Annotated in this window: 17 protein-coding genes; 6 read left to right on the top strand and 11 right to left on the bottom strand. The window is 64.0% G+C overall.

Annotation, left to right across the window (positions count from 1 at the left end):
• Positions 1 to 9 precede the first annotated feature (9 nt).
• The gene (locus F8237_RS17245; protein WP_151646475.1) at positions 10 to 1,266 is read right to left on the bottom strand and encodes an aspartate kinase; all 1,257 of its coding nucleotides are present in this window, start codon (positions 1,264 to 1,266) and stop codon (positions 10 to 12) included.
• A 162-nt stretch (positions 1,267 to 1,428) separates the two neighbouring features.
• On the opposite strand from F8237_RS17245, the gene F8237_RS17250 reads away from it, so the two are divergent.
• From F8237_RS17250 to F8237_RS17260, 3 genes are all read left to right on the top strand, one after another.
• Positions 1,429 to 1,896, top strand: a complete 468-nt coding sequence (locus F8237_RS17250; protein ID WP_151646477.1) for a PH domain-containing protein — start codon at positions 1,429 to 1,431, stop codon at positions 1,894 to 1,896.
• A 14-nt stretch (positions 1,897 to 1,910) separates the two neighbouring features.
• Complete coding sequence (gene ubiG, locus F8237_RS17255) at positions 1,911 to 2,684, top strand: bifunctional 2-polyprenyl-6-hydroxyphenol methylase/3-demethylubiquinol 3-O-methyltransferase UbiG (protein WP_162006089.1); 774 nt, start codon at positions 1,911 to 1,913, stop codon at positions 2,682 to 2,684.
• 160 nt (positions 2,685 to 2,844) lie between these two features.
• Positions 2,845 to 3,744: an EamA family transporter gene (locus F8237_RS17260; protein ID WP_151646479.1), complete on the top strand. Its 900-nt coding sequence runs from the start codon at positions 2,845 to 2,847 to the stop codon at positions 3,742 to 3,744.
• A gap of 91 nt (positions 3,745 to 3,835) precedes the next feature.
• Here F8237_RS17260 and F8237_RS17265 read toward each other — a convergent pair whose 3' ends face one another.
• From F8237_RS17265 to F8237_RS17280, 4 genes are read right to left on the bottom strand one after another with little or no spacing between them, the layout of a single operon-like run.
• Positions 3,836 to 4,318 (bottom strand): DUF1178 family protein, encoded by a 483-nt coding sequence (locus F8237_RS17265; RefSeq protein WP_151646481.1) that lies wholly within the window; start codon positions 4,316 to 4,318, stop codon positions 3,836 to 3,838.
• Positions 4,315 to 5,193 (bottom strand): carbon-nitrogen hydrolase family protein, encoded by an 879-nt coding sequence (locus F8237_RS17270; RefSeq protein WP_151646483.1) that lies wholly within the window; start codon positions 5,191 to 5,193, stop codon positions 4,315 to 4,317. The genes F8237_RS17265 and F8237_RS17270 overlap by 4 nt, the downstream gene beginning before the upstream one ends.
• The gene (gene grxC, locus F8237_RS17275) at positions 5,190 to 5,465 is read right to left on the bottom strand and encodes a glutaredoxin 3 (RefSeq protein WP_014439224.1); all 276 of its coding nucleotides are present in this window, start codon (positions 5,463 to 5,465) and stop codon (positions 5,190 to 5,192) included. The genes F8237_RS17270 and grxC overlap by 4 nt, the downstream gene beginning before the upstream one ends.
• A gap of 47 nt (positions 5,466 to 5,512) precedes the next feature.
• Positions 5,513 to 6,310, bottom strand: a complete 798-nt coding sequence (locus tag F8237_RS17280; RefSeq protein WP_151646485.1) for a ComF family protein — start codon at positions 6,308 to 6,310, stop codon at positions 5,513 to 5,515.
• Between the two features lie 225 nt (positions 6,311 to 6,535).
• Here F8237_RS17280 and F8237_RS17285 point away from each other — a divergent pair, with 225 nt between their 5' ends.
• Positions 6,536 to 7,372: a methyltransferase domain-containing protein gene (locus tag F8237_RS17285; protein ID WP_162006090.1), complete on the top strand. Its 837-nt coding sequence runs from the start codon at positions 6,536 to 6,538 to the stop codon at positions 7,370 to 7,372.
• A 143-nt stretch (positions 7,373 to 7,515) separates the two neighbouring features.
• On the opposite strand, the gene F8237_RS17290 is transcribed toward F8237_RS17285, so the two are convergent.
• The 3 genes from F8237_RS17290 to F8237_RS17300 form a co-directional block, all read right to left on the bottom strand.
• Entirely contained in the window at positions 7,516 to 7,926 is a 411-nt protein-coding gene (locus F8237_RS17290; RefSeq protein ID WP_151646487.1) for a (deoxy)nucleoside triphosphate pyrophosphohydrolase, read from the bottom strand.
• Positions 7,927 to 7,936: 10 nt separating this feature from the next.
• The gene (gene argJ / locus F8237_RS17295; protein WP_151646489.1) at positions 7,937 to 9,178 is read right to left on the bottom strand and encodes a bifunctional glutamate N-acetyltransferase/amino-acid acetyltransferase ArgJ; all 1,242 of its coding nucleotides are present in this window, start codon (positions 9,176 to 9,178) and stop codon (positions 7,937 to 7,939) included.
• 102 nt (positions 9,179 to 9,280) lie between these two features.
• The gene (locus F8237_RS17300) at positions 9,281 to 10,228 is read right to left on the bottom strand and encodes a peptidylprolyl isomerase (RefSeq protein ID WP_151646491.1); all 948 of its coding nucleotides are present in this window, start codon (positions 10,226 to 10,228) and stop codon (positions 9,281 to 9,283) included.
• A gap of 354 nt (positions 10,229 to 10,582) precedes the next feature.
• Between F8237_RS17300 and secA the strand changes: the two genes are divergently transcribed.
• Positions 10,583 to 13,423 (top strand): preprotein translocase subunit SecA, encoded by a 2,841-nt coding sequence (gene secA, locus F8237_RS17305; protein ID WP_151646492.1) that lies wholly within the window; start codon positions 10,583 to 10,585, stop codon positions 13,421 to 13,423.
• A 248-nt stretch (positions 13,424 to 13,671) separates the two neighbouring features.
• Here secA and F8237_RS17310 read toward each other — a convergent pair whose 3' ends face one another.
• On the bottom strand, positions 13,672 to 14,106 hold the full coding sequence (locus tag F8237_RS17310; protein ID WP_151646494.1) for a MarR family winged helix-turn-helix transcriptional regulator: 435 nt from the start codon (positions 14,104 to 14,106) through the stop codon (positions 13,672 to 13,674).
• Between the two features lie 299 nt (positions 14,107 to 14,405).
• On the opposite strand from F8237_RS17310, the gene F8237_RS37355 reads away from it, so the two are divergent.
• Positions 14,406 to 14,717 carry an ABC transporter substrate-binding protein gene (locus F8237_RS37355; RefSeq protein WP_338025200.1) on the top strand — a complete coding sequence of 104 codons (312 nt, stop codon included), beginning with the start codon at positions 14,406 to 14,408 and terminating at the stop codon, positions 14,715 to 14,717.
• A gap of 821 nt (positions 14,718 to 15,538) precedes the next feature.
• Here F8237_RS37355 and F8237_RS17320 read toward each other — a convergent pair.
• Together F8237_RS17320 and F8237_RS17330 are read right to left on the bottom strand one after the other, a co-directional pair.
• On the bottom strand, positions 15,539 to 16,387 hold the full coding sequence (locus F8237_RS17320; RefSeq protein WP_151646496.1) for a protein NO VEIN domain-containing protein: 849 nt from the start codon (positions 16,385 to 16,387) through the stop codon (positions 15,539 to 15,541).
• Between the two features lie 624 nt (positions 16,388 to 17,011).
• Complete coding sequence (locus tag F8237_RS17330; RefSeq protein WP_244625919.1) at positions 17,012 to 18,511, bottom strand: L,D-transpeptidase family protein; 1,500 nt, start codon at positions 18,509 to 18,511, stop codon at positions 17,012 to 17,014.
• Positions 18,512 to 18,653 lie beyond the last annotated feature (142 nt).

Raw genomic sequence — 18,653 nt, forward strand, 5'->3', positions numbered from 1 at the left:
GGCCGCGCTTTAGGCCTGATCGAGCCCGTAGAGCGTGTGCAGGGTGCGCACCGCGAGTTCGGTATAGGCAGTGTCGATCAAAACCGAGAATTTGATCTCGGAGGTTGTAATGGCCCGGATGTTGATATTCCGTCCCGCGAGGGCCGAAAATGCCTGGGCGGCGACGCCGGCATGGCTGCGCATGCCGCTGCCGATCACCGAAATCTTGGCGACGTCGGTGGCGGAATCCAGCCTGCTATAGCCGATCTTGGCCTTGGCGGCGGTAATCGTGTCCTTGGCGCGGGTGTAGTCCGCGGCCGGCACCGTGAAGGTGAGGTCGGTGGTCTTGCCGTCCTCGGACACGTTCTGGACGATCATGTCGACGTTGATGTTGGCATCCGCCAGCGGGCCGAAGATCGACGCGGCGACGCCCGGCTTGTCCTCGATCTGGCGCACCGAGATCTGGGCCTCGTCCTTCGAAAAGGCGATACCGGTGACGACGTGGCTTTCCATGATCTCCTCCTCGCTGCAGATCAGCGTGCCGGGCGGCTGGTTGGCATGCGGGTCGATATCCTCGGGCTTGTCGAAGCTCGAGCGGACGAAGATCGGCATATTGTGGACCATGCCGAGTTCCACCGAGCGAACCTGGAGCACTTTGGCGCCCTGGGAAGCCAGTTCCAGCATGTCCTCGAATGCGATCTTGTCGAGCCGCTTGGCCTTCGGCACGATTCGCGGGTCGGTGGTGTAGACACCATCGACGTCGGTGTAGATGTCGCAGCGGTCTGCCTTGACGGCGGCGGCGATCGCCACGGCCGAGGTGTCGGAGCCGCCGCGGCCGAGCGTGGTGATTCGGTTGGTCTCGGGATTGACGCCCTGGAAGCCGGCGACGACCGCCACTTCCTTGCGCTCCTGGAAGCGCTTGATGATCTCGCTGCCGTCGATGTCCTCGATCCGGGCCGAGGCATGGGCGTCGCTGGTCTTGATCGGGATCTGCCAGCCCTGCCAGGAGCGGGCCTGGATGCCCATGCTCTGGAGCACGATGGCCAGAAGGCCCGAGGTCACCTGTTCGCCGGAGGCGACGACGGCGTCGTATTCGCGCGCGTCGTGCATCGGCGAGGCCTCGGTGCACCAGGCCACCAGTTCGTTGGTCTTGCCGGACATCGCCGAGACGACCACGGCCACTTCGTGGCCGGCATCGACCTCACGCTTCACATGGCGTGCGACGTTGCGGATACGTTCGATATTGGCGACGGATGTGCCGCCGAATTTCATCACGAGGCGGCTCATGACGACGCGTGCATTCCTTCATAAGGATCAGTATGGTGACCCGCACCGGACGGGTGCCTGCGGACACCGACCGCGCGTATACATAGCGGCGGGGCCGGGGGCAAGCGGGTTCCTGCGGGGCAGGCTTGAGGTCGCCTTTGGGGTAATGGGTTAACCGGGATCATGGCGCGCTATATCGACGAGATTCTTCAGCCCGGCGAGAAGGTGCTGTATTCGACCAATGCGCACTGGATCTTCTATTTCCCGGCGATCGTGGCCTGGATCTTGGCTATCGTCCTGTTCGTCCTGTCCCGGCAAACCATCGTTGAAGGGCTCGTGCTGCTGTGTCTTGTCGGCTCCGGCCTAGCGGCTCTGGCGGCGCTGTACTGGACCGTAAAGGCCTGGTTCCATCGCTGGACCACAGAGACCGACGTCACCAACCTGAGGGTCGTCCACAAGACCGGGTTTATTACCCGGAAGACCTTCGAAATGAGCCTCGACAAGGTCGAGAGTGTCGACGTCGATCAGTCGATTCCCGGACGTATTCTCAACTACGGCGATGTGACGATTCGCGGGGTTGGCAAGGGTTTCGAGAGAATCAAAACGATCGCTTCGCCGCTGGCCTTCCGTAATTCGATCACCGCACGATAGAGCGGCGCGTCATCATGAGCATGCAGCAAGATACTTCTTCAACCGCCCCCGCCCAGCCCGGCTCGACCGTCGACGCCGCCGAGATCGCGAAATTCTCCAAACTCTCGGCGGAGTGGTGGGACCCCAACGGCAAGATGGCTCCGCTGCACCGGATCAACCCGCTGCGGCTCGGCTATATCCGTGACGCCGCCTGCCGTAAGTTCGAGCGCAACGTGCGCAGCCTCAACAGTCTCGGTGGCCTGCGTGTGCTCGACATCGGCTGCGGCGCCGGCCTGCTGTGCGAGCCGCTGTCGCGGCTCGGCGCGCAGGTTATCGGCGTCGATCCGTCGGCGAGCAACATCGCGGCGGCGAAGCTGCATGCCGACAAGGGCCATCTGGCGATCGACTACCGCTGCACCACGGTGGAGGAGATCGACCCGCGCGAGCGCTTTGACATCGTGCTGGCGATGGAAGTGGTCGAACATGTGGTCGATGTCGGCGTTTTCCTCAAGCGCTGCGCGGCGATGCTGAAGCCGAGCGGCCTGATGGTGGTCTCGACGCTGAACCGGAACTGGAAGAGCTTCGCGCTCGCCATCGTCGGTGCCGAATACGTGTTGCGCTGGCTGCCGCGCGGCACCCACGAATGGAACAAGTTCGTCACCCCCGACGAGCTGACGAAATACCTGCTCGATAACCGCCTCGTCATCACCGAGCAGACCGGCGTCGTCTACAGCCCGTTCGCCGACAAATGGTCCCTCTCGTCGGACATGGACGTGAACTACATGGTGGTGGCCGAAGGCATGGTGTGAGTGCGCGAAATCTAACGTCTCGGGCGCTGTCGTCCCTGCGCACGCAGGGACGACACTGATTTTGAGGCGCGAGCATCGCTCCTATGACCTAGTCGTGATTGACCTCCTTCGCGGCTAGCGGCAGGTTGCCAGCGACTTCTCCTCCCATCGCCCCGCCCCCATGTTCACCATCGCCAGCCTCTGGATTCCCTTCACCGTCATCGCTGCGCTCGGCCAGGTCGCGCGCAATGCGATGCAGCGGTCGTTGACGAAGCCGCTGGGGACGTGGGGGGCGACCAATATCCGCTTCCTGTTCGGCTTCCCGTTCTCGCTGCTGTTTCTGGGTGTGGTGCTGATCGCGACCGGCGATCATCTCAGCATGCCGCCGTCGGTGTTCTGGCCATGGCTACTGCTGGGCGCGCTCAGCCAGATCGTCGCGACCGGCCTGATGCTGCTCGCGATGAACGACCGCTCCTTCGTGGTGACGACGGCGTACCTGAAGACAGAGGCGATCCAGACCGCGATCTTCGGCTTCGTCTTCCTCGGCGATCACCTCACCTGGCTGAAGGTGCTGGCGATCGTGGTCGCGACCATCGGCGTCGTCATCACCGCGCTGCGGCCGGGCGGCGAGAAGAGCTTTGCCGAGCTAAAGCCGACCATCACGGGTCTCGTTGCGGCGGCGGCCTTCGCGCTGTCGGCGGTGGGTTTTCGCGGCGCGATCATCAACGTGCCCGGCGTCTCCTTCGTGACCTCGGCGTCGTTCACGCTGGTGCTCGGCCTGTTCGTGCAAACGCTGATCCTGACGATCTATCTGCTCTGGCGCGCGCCAAAGGTGCTGCAGGCGATCCTGGGACTATGGAAGCCGTCGCTGCTCGCCGGCTTCATGGGCGCCTTCGCCTCGCAATTCTGGTTCCTGGCGTTCGCGCTGACGGCCGCCGCCAATGTCCGCACGCTCGCTCTGATCGAGGTGCTGTTCGCGCAAGGCGTGGCGTACTACTCGTTCAAGCAGCCGATCGCAGCGCGCGAGATCATCGGCATCGCGCTGATCGTGATCGGCGTGGCGGTGCTGGTGGGGGCTTAGCTGGCTGTCATTCCGGGGCGCCCGAAGGGCGAACCCGGAATCTCGAGGTTCCGGGTTCGCGCTAATGCGCGCCCCGGAACGACAGTAGCAGTCAATTCCGGTCTTCCGGCAAGGTCGGCAGCGGCGACACTTCGATGCCCTCATCGATCAGCGACTTTGCCTCGTCCGGCGAGGCCTCGCCGTAGATCGGGCGATGCTCCTTGTCGCCGTAATGCATTGCGCGGGCTTCGTTCGCGAAGCGCTCGCCAACATTGTCGGCGTTCTTCACGATGTGGTCGCGCAGCTCCTTCAGCTTGGTGCGAAGCTCGCGCTCCTGCGCCATCAGCAGTGAGGTCGGTCCGGACGGCGTCGCCTCGGGCGCAGGCGTGGCGGCGGGCTCCGGCGGCGCCGTTGCGGGGCCGCGTCCCTTCTTGCCGACGATGCGCGGCGCCATGATCGCCTTGTCCACCTTGGCCGAACCGCAGATCGGGCAGGTCACCAGCTTGCGCTTCACCTGCGAATCGTAAGCCGACGAACTCTGGAACCAGCTTTCGAATTCGTGGTTTTTGTCGCAGTGAAGCGCGTAGCGGATCATGCCGATCCCCGCACCAGGTGCAGATGGTCGGGCCCGGCCTTGGGATCGGCTACGCCGAAGCGGCGGCCGTGCTGGAGCGAGGGGATGGCGCGGCGCGCGGTCTCGACCTTGGCCGGGTCGATCCTGGCCATGATGATGCCGGGCTCGACATCGCCCTCGGCGAGGATCTCGCCCCAGGGATCGATGATCAGCGAGTGGCCATAGGTCTCGCGCTTGTTCTCGTGGGTGCCGGCCTGCGCCGCCGCGAACACGAAGCAGCCGGTCTCGATGGCGCGCGCGCGCAGCAGGATGTGCCAATGCGCTTCGCCGGTCTTGCGGGTGAAGGCGGAGGGCACCGTGAGGAAGGACGCCCCGCTCTCGGCCAGCGCACGATAGAGCGCGGGAAAGCGCACGTCGTAGCAGATCGTCAAGCCCACGCGGCCCCAGGGCAGGTCGGAGATCACGGCGGTCTCGCCCGGCTGGTAATTGGCGGATTCGCGATAGCTCTCGCCGTCCGGAAGCACGATGTCGAACATGTGGATCTTGTCGTAGCTCGCGAGCACATTGCCCTCGGGCCCGATCAGGAAGGAGCGGTTCACCGCCTTTTCTTCCGAGAACCGCAGCGCGAGCGAGCCGACATGGATGTGAATCTTGAGCTCAGCTGCGAGTGCCCGGTACGCTTTCAGCGAGGTGTCGTCGCCTTCGCTTTGCAGATGCTCGAACAGCGCCGTGCGGTTCAGCTGCATCATGTTGCTGACTTCGGGTGTCTGCACGTAGTCGGCGCCATTGGCCGCGGCCTGCCGGATCAGTTGCGTTGCCTGCGCAAGGCTCGGACCGGGCAGCAGGCCGGTGCGCATCTGGATCATGGCCGCGGTGAAGGTCCTGTCGTCGCTCATGATATTGCCTTCACGCTCTCGAGCATCGCATCGAGCTTGCCCTCGCGGTCGAGCGCGTAGAGGTCGTCGCAGCCGCCGACATGGGTGCCGCCGATCCAGATCTGCGGGAAGGTCGAGCCTTCGCCGGCGCGGTCGTACATCTCGTCGCGCCAGGACGGGTTCTTTGCGACGTCGAACTCGGCGAAAGTCGCCTTTTTGCGGGTCAGCAGCGATTTGGCGGCGGAACAATAGCCGCAGCCCGGCCTCGTGTAGATCTCGACAGCAGCGGTCATGTTGGCTGGCGCTCTCATGTCATGAATTCATTGAATTATATGGGACTTCACCTGATCTCCACAACCCGGGCAAAGACCAGCACGTCGACCTGGGCCGCCCTGGCGCGCAGCAGGGCCCGCGCGCAGGCATCCAGCGTCGCGCCGGAGGTCAGGACATCGTCGATCAGGATGATGCGGCGGCCCTGAATCTCGGCCTGGCGGTCGGGAGATACCTGAAATGCGCCCTGCACATTGGTCGCCCGCTGCGCCCGCGACAGGCCGATCTGCTGTTCGGTGGCGCGCACCCGGCGCAGCACCTCGCCCCGCACCTTGACCCCGCTCTGCTGCGCGATGATCCGCGCGAGCGCCCCGGACTGGTTGTAGCGGCGGCGCCAGGCCCGCCGCCAATGCAGGGGCACCGGCACCAGCATGTCGGCGCCCGCGAGCAGCTCGCCCCCTGCGCGCGCCATCCAGCGGCCCATGGCCGGCGCCAGATCGGTGCGATCCTGGTATTTCAGCGCATGCACCAGCGTCCGCGCGACGTCGTCATAGCGCACCGCTGCGCGCGCCCGCTGGTAAGCCGGCGGGCTGGCGATCGCCTCCATCGACAGCATGCCGGGGCCGGGGTCGTAGACGAAGGGAATGCCGAGCCGCGGACAGTAGGGCCGCTCGATGAACGACAGCCGCGCCCAGCAGGAAGCGCAAACGCCCTCGCCGTCGACCGGCTCGCGGCAGGAGACGCACAAGGTCGGCAGCGCAATGTCGAGTGCGAGCCGTGCTGCCCGCGACAGCAGATGGCGGCCAGCCGTCCATGCTGCACGCAGCGGTGCGGCGATGGAGCGGGTGGGGGCGGCGTCGGCTTCCATGGGGAGAGGCTAGCGTTCCGCGATGATCCGCTCAAGCCACGCGCTCGCGCCCCGGACGCAGCGCAGCGCCACTTCGGCGGTGCGTTGCAGAGCCGGGCCTATCTCTCAGCACCGTGCGGTGTCGCCTTCTGGGTCCGGCTCTGCGCAGCAGCGCCAAGAGCGCCGCAGCGCGTCCGGGACACGAGAGCGATTGCCAGAACGACTTGGATCGGCGTAACCAGCGGCATGGTTCAGACCCCGCAAACCCCGCCCGCTCTGTTCGACCGCGCCTTGCTGCATGCGCGGCAGCGACGTGCGCAGGCGCAGGGCGAGGTAACCTTCCTGCTCGATCGTGTCGCCGAGGACATGTCGGACCGGCTCGCTGCAGTGACGCGCGAGTTTCAGGCGGTAGCCGATCTCTGGACCCCCGGTGAGGGGCTCACGGAGCCGCCATCACTTCAGCGGATCGCGCTCGACGAAACGGGCGCAGAAAAACTGCCATTTGCGCCCGAAAGCCTCGACCTCGTCGTCTCGGCGCTGGCCCTGCAATTCGTCAACGACCTGCCGGGCGTGCTGGCGCAGATCCGCCGTGCGTTGAAGCCGGACGGCCTGCTGCTCGCCGCGATGATCGGCGGCGACAGCCTGACGGAGCTGCGGCAGGCCTTTGCCGCGGCGGAAGCCGAATGCGAGGGCGGCGTGTCGCCGCGCGTCGCGCCGTTCGCCGATCTGCGCGACATCGGCGCGCTGTTGCAGCGGGCGGGCTTTGCGCTGCCGGTGACCGATGTTGACCGCGTCGTCGTGCGCTACGGCAATGCATTCGCGCTGATGCAGGATCTCCGCCGCATGGGTGCGGCCAACGTGCTGATCGAACGGCGCCGCACGCCGAGCCGGCGCGCGACGCTGCTGCGGATGGCCGAGATCTATGCCGAGCGCTTTGCCGATGCCGACGGACGCATCCGCGCGACATTCGACATCATCTGGCTGTCCGGCTGGGCTCCGCATGCGAGCCAGCAGCAGCCGTTGAAACCGGGGTCGGCGAAAGCGAGCCTGGCGGAGGCGGTGAAGAAGGCGGGGAAAGAGTAGCGGTGCCTTGCCGCAAAACACGGCGTCATCCCGAGGTGCGAGCCTCTTCGGCGAGCCTCGAAGGATGCGAACGGCCACCTTGGCGCCGTCGCCCTCGAGGCCTCCGCTTCGCTCCGGCACCTCAGGGTGACGGCGATCTCTATTCACATCAACAAGTCAATCAAATGCGGGATCAGCGGAATGTCCGCCGGGGGCATCGGATAGTCGCGCAGCTTGTTGGCGCGGACCCAGGCCAGGGTCTGGCCTTCGCGCGGCGTGACCGTGCCCTCCCAGCGCCGGCAGATGTAGAGCGGCATCAACAGGTGAAAGGTCTCGTAGCCGTGGCTCGCAAACGTCAGTGGCGCCAGGCACGGCTCGGCGACGGTGATGCCGAGCTCCTCGTGGAGCTCCCGGATCAGGCTCTGCTCCGGTCGCTCGCCGGGCTCGCACTTGCCGCCGGGAAACTCCCAGAGGCCGGCCAGCGTCTTGCCCTCGGGGCGCTGCGCGATCAGGACGCGCTTGTCGGCGTCGACCAGCGCGCAGGCTACCACCAATGTCAGTTTGAGATCGGCCATCGGCGTTTGCTTACGACCTGTAATCCCCGTTGATCGCGACATATTCCTTGGTGAGGTCGCACGTCAGAACGCGGTCGCGGCCCTTGCCGAGGCCGAGCGAGACCTTGATCGCGATCTCCGGCGCCTTCATCGCTTCCGACACCTGCGCCTCGTCATAGGACGGATCGCGCGCGCCGCTCTTGGCGACGCGGATGCCGTTGAAGGAGATCGACAGCTTGTCGCGATCGGCCGGCTCGCCGGCCTTGCCGACCGCCATCACCACGCGGCCCCAATTGGCGTCCTCGCCGGCGATCGCGGTCTTCACCAGCGGGGAATTGGCGATCGACATCGCGATCTTGCGCGCGGAGGCCTTGGTCTTGGCGCCTTCGACGGTGATCTCGACCAGCTTGCGCGCGCCTTCACCGTCGCGGGCGACTTGTTCGGAAAGATTGGCGAGCACCTGGTTGAAGGCTTTGACGAAGGCTTTCAGCCTGGGATCGCTGGCGCGGCTGATTTTCGGGGCGCCGTGCTCGGCGGCGGCGCCCGTCGCGAACGCCAGCAGCGTGTCCGAGGTCGAGGTGTCGCCGTCGATCGTCACCGCGTTGAAGGTGTCCTCGACGCCGGCCTTGAGCAGCGCCTGCAGGGCGGCGGGCGCGATCGGCGCATCGGTGAAGAGGAAGGACAGCATCGTCGCCATGTCGGGGGCGATCATGCCGGCGCCCTTGGCCATGCCGTTGATGGTGACCTTGGCCTTGCCGAGCTTGACGGTCGCGGTCGCGACCTTCGGGAAGGTGTCGGTGGTCATGATCGCCTTGGCGGCGGCGAGATAATCGCCGGCCTCGGCGGTCGCGGCGAGACCGCCGAGCACGCCGTCGAACTTGGTCGCATCCAGCGGCTCGCCGATCACGCCGGTCGAAGCCAGGAAGATTTCGCTCTCGCTGCAACCGACGGCCTTGGCCGCGATCTTCGCGGTCAGCGCGGTCGAGCTGCGGCCGGTCTTGCCGGTGAAGGCATTGGCGTTGCCGGAATTGACGACGAGGGCGCGCGCCTTGCCGCCCTTCAGCTTGGCGCGGCACCATTCCACCGGGGCGGACGGGCATTTCGACTTGGTGAAGACGCCGGCGACCGCAGTGCCCTTGTCCATCACCGCCAGCAGCACGTCGGTGCGGTTCTTGTAACGGATGCCGGCCTCGGCTGTCGCAAGACGAACGCCCGCGATGGTGGGCATGTCGGGAACGTTTTTCGGAGCGAGCGGGGAGACGGAGGAGGACATCGTGGGGCGCCTTGATGAGGTCTGGATATGCAGATGGCCGGGCATTTGCCCGGCCATTGCGACGTTAGATACTATTGGCGTCCGCGAAGTGACAGCGAATTCTTACTTCTTCGCGGGCGGCGCCATCTTGCTGTCGGAAGGCTTGGCATCGGAAGGCTTGGCGGGGTCGGCCGGCTTGGCATCCCGCTTGGCGTCCGGCTTGGCGTCCGCCGCCGGCTGTTCGGTGCGCTCGACCTTGGCTTCCGCGCGCAGCTTGGCGACGTAGTCGGCCTGGGCCTTGCGGGTGACGTATTGCTCGATCTGGGCCTTGACCTGCTCGAAGTCCGGCGCCTTGCGGCTGCGCTTTTCCTCGACCTTGATGATGTGCCAGCCGAACTGCGACTTCACGGGATCGGAGATCTTGCCCGGCTCGAGCGCGAAGGCCACCGTCGAGAATTCCGGCACCATCTGTTCCTTGGTGAAGAAGCCGAGGTCGCCGCCGTCGGCGGAGCCCGGATCCTTGGACTTCTTCTTGGCGAGTTCGGCGAAATCGGCGCCCTTGTCGAGCTCGGCCTTCACCGCCTTGGCTTCGTCCTCGGTCTCGACCAGGATGTGGCGGGCGCGCACTTCCTGCTCGCCGGTGATCTGCTTGGAGGCCTCCTCATAGACCTTCTTCATGGCGTCGGGGGTGGTGGCGGCCTTGCCTTCCTGGGCCAGCAAATTGTCCATCAGCAGGCGGTTGCGGGCGAACGCCAGGCGCTTCTTGAACTCCTCGCCGTCGGCGACCTTCTTGTCCTCGGCGGCCTTGGACACGATCTTCATGTCGATCAGGAACGACAGGACGTTCTCGTCCTTGGTCGCCGGGTCCATCTGGGCGAGGCTCGGTCCGAGTTCCTCTTCGGCCATGGCGACGTCGCTCTTCTTGATTTCCGCGCCATTGACCTTCGCCAGGACCGGATCGTCGGCGGCCCGCCCGGGACCCGCGATCAGCGCCAGCGCAAGGCAGCCCACGAGGGCGGTGGCGAGGCCGAAGCGCAGGCCGGTTTTGGTTACCGGGAACGAGGTGGTCATGGAAAATCCTTTTGTTGAAGCAGGGGGGCTGCTCGAAGCGGGCGGACACTCGCCCAATTCAGGGGGGCTTGGCAACGCGAAAAGTCTGTCAAAATGATGAATTAGCCGCAATGCGGCTGCCGTTGACAAGGCCCTGACCGGGCCATATCTCTGCCCGGTCGCGACCATGGCGATGGCGTTTATTTTGCTGCGTTTTTGGCCGTTGAACCCAGACTTGCCCAATTCCCACCCATATGGCGGATGACCCCCGCAGTCCGGGCTCTGGCGCCATCAGGCGTCACGGTGAGTTGATAGGCAGGCGGGTGACAACTTCTTGGCTGCAACGCGGTTGAATCGCGAACACAGGAACTAGGCATGATCGGCGCGCTCGCCCGCAAGTTTTTCGGCTCCGCCAACGACCGGCGGGTGAAGGGATATCAGTCCCGCGTCAACGCGATCAACGCGCTGGAACCAGAGGTCTCGAAACTCTCGGACGAGGCGCTCAAGGCCCGCACCGCCGAGTTTAAGCAGCAGCTCGCCGAGGGCAAGACGCTCGACGACCTCCTGGTGCCCGCCTTCGCCACCGTGCGCGAGGCCGCCAAGCGCACGCTCGGCCAGCGCCATTTCGACGTCCAGCTGATCGGCGGCATCGTGCTTCACGAGGGCGACATCGCCGAGATGAAGACCGGCGAAGGCAAGACGCTGGTTGCAACGCTCGCGGTCTATCTCAACGCGCTCGCCGGCAAGGGCGTCCACGTCGTCACCGTCAACGACTACCTCGCCAGCCGCGACTCCGGCTGGATGGGCCAGATCTACGGCTTCCTCGGCCTGACCACCGGCGTCATCGTGCATGGCCTCGACGATGCCGAGCGCAAGGCGGCCTATGCCTGCGACATCACCTACGGCACCAACAACGAATACGGGTTCGACTATCTGCGCGACAACATGAAGTACCGGCTCGAGGACATGGTCCAGCGGCCGCACTTCTATGCGATCGTCGACGAAGTCGACTCCATCCTGATCGACGAGGCGCGCACGCCGCTGATCATCTCCGGCCCGCTCGACGACCGTTCCGACTTCTACAACACCATCGACTCGTTCCTGCCCAAGCTCGACAAGACCGATTACGACGTCGACGAGAAGCAGCGCACGGTGACGCTGACCGAAGGCGGCATGGAGAAGATCGAGGGTCTGCTGCGCGATGCCGGCCAGCTCAAGGGCGAGTCGCTCTACGACGTCGAGAACGTCTCCGTCGTGCACCACATCAACCAGGCGCTGCGCGCCCACACGCTGTTCACCCGTGACAAGGACTACATCGTCCGCGACGACGAGGTCGTGATCATCGACGAGTTCACCGGCCGCATGATGGCCGGCCGGCGCTATTCCGAAGGTCTGCACCAGGCGCTGGAAGCCAAGGAGCATGTCCAGGTCCAGCCGGAAAACCAGACACTGGCCTCGATCACCTTCCAGAACTATTTCCGGATGTACGAGAAGCTCGCCGGCATGACCGGTACGGCGCTGACCGAAGCCGACGAGCTGTTCGACATCTACAAGCTCGAGGTCGTGGAAATCCCGACCAATTTGTCGGTCGCCCGCCTGGACGAGGACGACGAGGTCTATCGCACCCAGAACGAGAAATACGCCGCGATCCTGGCCGAGATCGAGCGCGCCAATGCGCGCCTGCAGCCGGTGCTGGTCGGCACGGCCTCGATCGAAAAGTCGGAAGTGATTGCCGAGTACCTCAAGAAGCACGGCTATCGGCAGATCGATTTCGGCAGCGAGAATTCGATGCAGAAGCTGTACGCCGCGGCGCGCGCCAACAAGCCGGCGAAGCTGTTCGCGGTGCTGAACGCGCGCTTCCACGAGCAGGAAGCCTATATCGTCGCCGAAGCCGGCGTTCCCGGCGCGATCACGATCGCGACCAACATGGCGGGCCGCGGCACCGACATCAAGCTCGGCGGCTCGCTCGAGATGCGCATCCAGCAGGAGACGGCCGGCATCACCGACGATGCCGAGAAGGCCAAAAAGATCGAGCAGATCAAGGCCGACATCGAGCATTTCCGCGACATCGTGCTGAAGGCGGAGGAGACCGTCGAGATCGAGCCGGCGAAGGGCTCCAAGCCCGCCAAGACGGTGAAGAAGCCCGGCGGCCTCTACATCATCGGCTCCGAACGTCACGAATCCCGCCGTATCGACAACCAGCTCCGCGGCCGTTCCGGCCGTCAGGGCGATCCCGGCCGCTCGAAGTTCTTCCTGTCGCTCGAAGACGATCTGATGCGCATCTTCGGCTCGGACCGACTCGACAGCATGCTGCAGCGTCTTGGCCTGAAGGAAGGCGAGGCGATCATCCATCCCTGGATCAACAAGGCGCTGGAGAAGGCGCAGCAGAAGGTCGAGGCGCGCAACTTCGACATCCGCAAGAACCTGCTCAAGTTCGACAACGTCCAGAACGACCAGCGCAAGGTGATCTTCGACCAGCGCGTCGACCTGATGAAGGACGAGAGCGTCGTCGAAACCGTCACCGACATGCGCCACGCCTTCATCGACGACCTCGTCGCCAAGCACGTGCCCGAGCATGCCTATGCCGAGCAGTGGGACGTCGCCGGCCTGAAGGACGAGCTGACGCGCGTGCTCGGTCTCGATTTGCCGGTCGACGAATGGGCCAAGGAAGAGGGCATCGCCGACGAGGAATTGCTCTCGCGCATCGAGACCAAGGCCGACGAGCACATGGCGGCCAAGGTGGCGCAATGGGGCCCCGACGTGATGCGTTACGTCGAGAAGACCATTTTGCTGCAGACGCTCGACCATCTCTGGCGCGAGCATCTGGTCATGCTCGACCATCTGCGTCAGGTCATCGGCCTGCGCGGCTACGGCCAGCGCGATCCCTTGCAGGAGTACAAGACCGAAGCCTTCAACCTCTTCCAGGAGATGAGCGCGCATCTGCGCGAGGCGGTCACGGCGCAGCTGATGCGCGTCGAGATCGTCCCGCCGGAGCAGGAAGCACCGGTGCTGCCGCCGATGGAAGCGCACAAGTTCGATCCGAACACCGGCGAAGACGAAATGGCCGTCGCCAACGTCTCGCTGGGAGCGCAGGCCACCGACGCCGCGCAGCGCGATCCGAACAACCCTGCCAGTTGGGGCAAGATCGGCCGCAACGAGGACTGCCCGTGCGGCAGCGGCAAGAAGTACAAGCACTGCCACGGGCGGTATGCGTAAGGCTTGAATGTTTGGTGAGGCGCTATACCAGCGCCTCATTCTCCGCTGTCGTCGCCCGGCTTGACCGGGCGGCCCAGTACGCCGCGGCCTCTCGATTCAATCACATCAGTCTCTGGAATACTGGATCGCCCGATTAAATCGGGCGATGACAGCGAGTATGTAGCTCGCGCCATGCACTCCGCTTCGCTTGTCCGGGACGACGTGCGGAGAGAGTTCGCTAAGCCAACCAGCCAATTCGCGTTGCACGCTCAATTCGAGCTGTCGATCAAGCTCTCCAACAGCCGCTTCAGCTCGCTCGTCGACTTGTCGCCGTAGCTCTCCAGGATGTGCTCTTCCTGGTCCACCGCGAGCGAGTTGAGCTTCCTGCACAGCACCTTGCCGCGGTCGGAGATGAACATCAGGACCTTGCGGCGGTCGTTGGGGTCCTGCACGCGATAGACCAGCGTGTCGGAGACCATGCGGTCGATCATCTTGGTCAGCGTCGGATGATTGAGCAGCACCGCGTCGGCAAGCTCGCCCATCGAATGGCCTTTGCCATCCGACAGCACCTTCAGGATGCGCCATTGTTCGACGGGAACGCCTTCCTTGCTCAAGCGCAGTTCCAGCTGCCGGTTGATCTCCCGGTTGGCCTGCGCGAGCAGGTAGGCGAGGTGTTCGGTGATCGGAGAGTTCGGTTTTGCCACGGCTAAGACTTCGTCTTGACCCAAATGAGTGAATGTCTTGCAATCGATGCTGCTTCTATATGCACTTCAATTCTTGAATATTCAATATTTTCAAAATAGGATAATTGCACAACAAAAGGGCGGAAGCCGCGACCGCCTGCTCATTGTGCTTTCAGCTCTGGTGCCAGACAGGAGTTTGCGTGCGCGCGACGGTAAACTTCCCGGCTCATGGCGGTCCGGCGTTGCCGCCGTCTCTGCTGTTCAGGAATCTGTCGTTGTCGGCAGCGGATTTCGACCTGTCGCCAGTCGATGCGCATTTCATGAAGCGCAGCGGCGCACGCAACAAGCTCCGCATCGGTAATTTCCTCACCTTCACCGGCTCGCCCGGAATCTGGGGCCCGACCTCCACCAACAGCGCGATGCTGGCGGCCGCCGAGATCAACAAGCGCGGCGGCATCCTCGGCCGCGAGCTCGCGAAGAACATCGCGGTGATCATCGTCGAGCAGCACCTCGATCTGGCACGGCGCGTCGCCGACTACGCTTATGTGCTGGACCGCGGACGAGTTGCTTTGCAAGGGCAGGCGGGCGAGGTGAGGGACAATCCGGAACTGGTGCGGTATCTGGCGCCGTAGGATGCGGCGCTGCTGAAGCGCGCCGGCTTTGCTCCGATCTCGACTGTCATGCCCCGCGAAGGCGGGGCATCCAGTACGCCGCGGCTTCCCGGTTCATCACGACCGTCTCTGCGATGCTGGATTCCCCGCCTTCGCGGCGAATGACGGCGGAGGGTGGAGCGCCATCCCCTTCTTTCGTCTTCGATTGTCAAACAGCCACGATCTCGCGATCCCGCGGCGCGATCTGCGCCCGGACTTTGCTTCGCTCGCACGCCCTTCAAGCTGGAAGGGCGCAGGGAAGGCCGGGTACCGGCTGGTACCCGCAAGCCCCTGTGCATGGATGCGTAGGTAGACGCTCACAGGGGAGACACAGGTGCAGCCCGATAACCGGCCTTCCCTGCGCAGTGGTTTGACGGCTTATGTCGCGCTCTCCCCGGGGAGCGATGCACTCTTGCCCCCGTCGCCTCGCAGATCGCTGATATGCACGGCCCGGTCGGACCCCACACATCACCGCGGAGACTTGACGCCAGCCTGCGGGCGCCAGGACCACACGATTTTGCCGTACGCGAGCAGGTTTTCGTCCATGCGCCCGCTGATCGCTCACGGGGACTACCCGCCCTGCGACCGCCCTTGGCGCCAACGCCGCCCGCGTCCACCGCAACCCACCCCACGAACCGTGACGATCGCGACCCGCCCCTTCCGGAGGGATGAGATGCACGGAGGATAGGGGTGTTTCGGGGTTCGGGTAAAGAGAATTATTTTTATCCGAAGGGGTTGAATTCGAGGAAATGGGGTGTTTTGCCCGACGACGCGGAGAAAAGTGGTAAGAACCGAAGGTATCGCTACCGCATTTCCGCCATGTAAGCGCTCGGCGTCATCAGAAGCGCACGCTCGAGCGGTGGCGCTATCTCGAACATCTGTGCGCGGTTTCGAAAGTGGAAGACACGCCGGATCCGGTATCTGTCACTTCGTTCTGCCGCAACATCGACCTCCCGCTTGGTGAGCCAAAATGTCGTACGTTCGTGTCCGCACGTCGTCTTGATTTCCAGTAGCCGTTCCTGGCCGTCAGGCTCGAAGGAGCGAACGTCATAGCCGTAGCCGTCTCCGTCCAGATCGGAAACCCAGCGAACGTCATCCGCGAGGTCTTCTCGTCCGTGGCGTCGCAAACGGTCGCGCTCGAACTGCACGACGAACTTTTCGCCGGCTTTACCCAACTGTTGATTTCTGGCATCTCGCTCGGCGGGGTCGAACTTTCCAACCAATCGTCGCACGGCGGGCGTCAGTGCCTTGTCGAAGCCGGAAATAGATGGTGGTGCAACGAAAACCGAATCGTCATTCAGCGCGAGTGGTTGAGTGTCGGTGGTCACAGGGTAAAGGAAATCTGGCGTCCGTCCGACGTTGCGCTCGACTGCGGCCACCAAGGCATCTTGATAATGCGCTAAAGGCTTGTAGCCGTTGATCCATTGAGCGCCCAACTCGTCCAATACCGCTGATACGTTTTGAAGTTTGCGTTCGATTGATCCTTCAGATCGATGGAGCGTCGTCATGAGTTGACGTCGGCTTCCCGCCTTGCTGTAGGCCTCGCCGGCCCGTTCCGAGGCCAACATCCGGAAATAGCTTTCGACCAGCGCAGAGACCTCACTCTCCGTCCATGGTGTCCCGCTAACTTCTTTGGCTCGCTCCTCGTCCAAGCCTCAGTCTCCAATTATCGGCGTGCATCGGGTGTTATCCATTTTGTTCGCCTGAGCCAAAGACAACCAATGGCAATGCGCAAGGCAAGGAAGGCGAAGCGCCGCCCATTTCGCAGTCGCGCCAAACGGCGTGGATCATCGATGTTTGGCTCCCCGATTTGAATGTGGAAGCGTTATGTTCTGCTAAAGAAGCAATCACTCGTTCCGTACTGGAAGGTTGGAACGGCGGCCCAACTCTGCAGCAACTGCGACGGCGAGTACGCGGGTGTCACAGTCTGAAATCGCCTCAACACCTCCCCACGTGCACCGTCCATAGACAGTCCAAAATTGAGCTAGATTGTCAGGGACTCCGCCGTGAGTGATGTCGCCCTCATCAATACATCCTCCAATCTCCAATGCAGTGAAGCCGGACCATTCCGGTTCTGCATTGTGGGTGTAGCAATTGAACAAGGTCTCGTTGTTCATCGCATCGACCATTTCGAATGTCTCCGGGCCAAGAGTCGGACATGCCTTATGATACGGCTTTGTGAGCGTGGGATCGAACCGGAATCTAGCGGCGGGCGATTGCTCGCCTGTCAAACAGACGGCCAACATTGCAACTGACGCACGCCAACGTTCCGCCGCCTACTTCACCGCCCCAAACCGGCTGTCGAACGAGTTCGACGACACCACCGGCGCGGCGCCCATGATCTGGGTTGCTTCACCGGCGCCATCCGACACCGACGGCTTCGGCGCGGGACGCGTCGCGGCGAGCCGCGTATCGGGCTTCGTCGGCTCGGCCGGCTTGGTTGCAACGGCCGGCTTCGGCGCGTCCTTCGCCGCATCCTTGGACTTGTCATGCCCCGGTACGAACCGGGTCACCGCGGCCTTCAGCCTCGATGCTGCGGTGGTGGGGGTCGTCGACGTCGTGGCCGGAGCGACGGACGCGGTGGCTTGCGGCGGCGGCGTGGTCGCGGTGGTCTCGGCGGCGCCCACGCCCATCTTGCGGCCTAGATTGGAGAAGAAGCCGCCGGACTTCTCGGCTGGCTGAGCCGAGGCAACGCGGGTGCTGGCGGCGGGCGTGGACACCGCGACGACCGGCTCGTCCTGCGGCGAGGCTGCGACCGCATCGAGATTCGGTTTCGGCGGATTAACGTGTCCGGGGATCGTGCCCGGCGCCTTCGCCATCGCCAGCATCTGCAAGGTGGTGCCTTCGGCGCCTTCGGAGAGGCCGGTCGATCCCTCCGGAATCTTCGCGGCAAAGATCTTGTTCATGCCGCCGTCGATGCCGGTGTTCATGCGCGCCACCGGCGTGCCGCGCGAGACCAGCTTGGCGTACTCGGCCTGGTCGCGCGCATCCTTCTCGCGCACGGCGCTGGCGATGTCCTCGGGGATCACATAGGCCGGGCACTTCGCAGAGGCGTCGAACACCGGATCGCGCTTCGCGTCGGGCGCCTTGGCCGCATCGAACACGTATTTCTTCTCGCAGAAATCGACCTTCGGCTCCTGCCGCGTCACCTCGAAATGATCATAGCCTTCCTTGATCATCTTCCAGAACGGCATGTTCGGATTGGTCCGGTGCCTGGCCATGTTCACCGGCGTCATCTTGAACGGATAAGCCTGCAGCTGGAACGCCTTCTGCCCGCCGAAGAACGACTCGCGGCCGAGCGAATAGATCTCCGCGATCTGCTCGTCGGTCATCGCGTAGCAACCGCGCGACGAACAATCGCCGTGCACCATCAGCTGCGAACCGGTGCGGCCGAGCGCTTTGTCGAACGCGTTCGGATAGCCCGTGTTGAATGAGAGATAATAGGCCGACTGCGGATTCATCTGGCTCGGATTGATCGAGTAGAATCCCTCCGGCGCCTGGCGGTCGCCTTCGCGCACCTTCGGCCCGAGATCGCCCGACCAGCGGCAGATCGGATAGGTCTTGAGCAGCGCGAACTGGCCGTTGCGGGCCTGCTTCCACACCTCGAGCTCGGCCTCCTGCTTGAACAGGCGCACCAGGATCGGCGATTGCAGATCCATGTCCTTCTCGACCATCGCGGCGAGAAGCTTTGGCGGCACCGGCTGGTTGGCCTTGGCGTTGTTCGCGAGCGAAACCTGGTCGGTGTCGCAGCCGGCCAGCAGAACACTGGCCGTCATCAGCGCAACCGAAGCCAAGAGCGCGCGAGCAAGCGAACGAGAAATCAAGATGGACCCCACACCGTCCCGGGCATCGCGCGAACCCCAATTCGAAGCATGGACCGACCGGACATCCGGACCCGTTAGCGGCGGGTTTTTCAGA

It is taken from the genome of Bradyrhizobium betae (assembly GCF_008932115.1).
Classification (GTDB): Bacteria; Pseudomonadota; Alphaproteobacteria; order Rhizobiales; family Xanthobacteraceae; genus Bradyrhizobium; species Bradyrhizobium betae.

Excerpts from the sequence above, each read along its gene's own strand:
- F8237_RS17260 (WP_151646479.1), top strand. The coding sequence starts at position 2,845 with ATGTTCACCATCGCCAGCCTCTGGATTCCCTTCACCGTCATCGCTGCG.
- F8237_RS17270 (WP_151646483.1), bottom strand. The coding sequence starts at position 5,193 with ATGAGCGACGACAGGACCTTCACCGCGGCCATGATCCAGATGCGCACC.
- F8237_RS17280 (WP_151646485.1), bottom strand. The coding sequence starts at position 6,310 with ATGGAAGCCGACGCCGCCCCCACCCGCTCCATCGCCGCACCGCTGCGT.
- F8237_RS17330 (WP_244625919.1), bottom strand. The coding sequence starts at position 18,511 with ATGACGGCCAGTGTTCTGCTGGCCGGCTGCGACACCGACCAGGTTTCG.
- F8237_RS17300 (WP_151646491.1), bottom strand. The coding sequence starts at position 10,228 with ATGACCACCTCGTTCCCGGTAACCAAAACCGGCCTGCGCTTCGGCCTC.
- F8237_RS17250 (WP_151646477.1), top strand. The coding sequence starts at position 1,429 with ATGGCGCGCTATATCGACGAGATTCTTCAGCCCGGCGAGAAGGTGCTG.
- grxC (WP_014439224.1), bottom strand. The coding sequence starts at position 5,465 with ATGACCGCTGCTGTCGAGATCTACACGAGGCCGGGCTGCGGCTATTGT.
- F8237_RS17290 (WP_151646487.1), bottom strand. The coding sequence starts at position 7,926 with ATGGCCGATCTCAAACTGACATTGGTGGTAGCCTGCGCGCTGGTCGAC.
- F8237_RS17285 (WP_162006090.1), top strand. The coding sequence starts at position 6,536 with ATGGTTCAGACCCCGCAAACCCCGCCCGCTCTGTTCGACCGCGCCTTG.
- secA (WP_151646492.1), top strand. The coding sequence starts at position 10,583 with ATGATCGGCGCGCTCGCCCGCAAGTTTTTCGGCTCCGCCAACGACCGG.
- ubiG (WP_162006089.1), top strand. The coding sequence starts at position 1,911 with ATGAGCATGCAGCAAGATACTTCTTCAACCGCCCCCGCCCAGCCCGGC.
- F8237_RS37355 (WP_338025200.1), top strand. The coding sequence starts at position 14,406 with ATGAAGCGCAGCGGCGCACGCAACAAGCTCCGCATCGGTAATTTCCTC.
- F8237_RS17265 (WP_151646481.1), bottom strand. The coding sequence starts at position 4,318 with ATGATCCGCTACGCGCTTCACTGCGACAAAAACCACGAATTCGAAAGC.
- argJ (WP_151646489.1), bottom strand. The coding sequence starts at position 9,178 with ATGTCCTCCTCCGTCTCCCCGCTCGCTCCGAAAAACGTTCCCGACATG.
- F8237_RS17245 (WP_151646475.1), bottom strand. The coding sequence starts at position 1,266 with ATGAGCCGCCTCGTGATGAAATTCGGCGGCACATCCGTCGCCAATATC.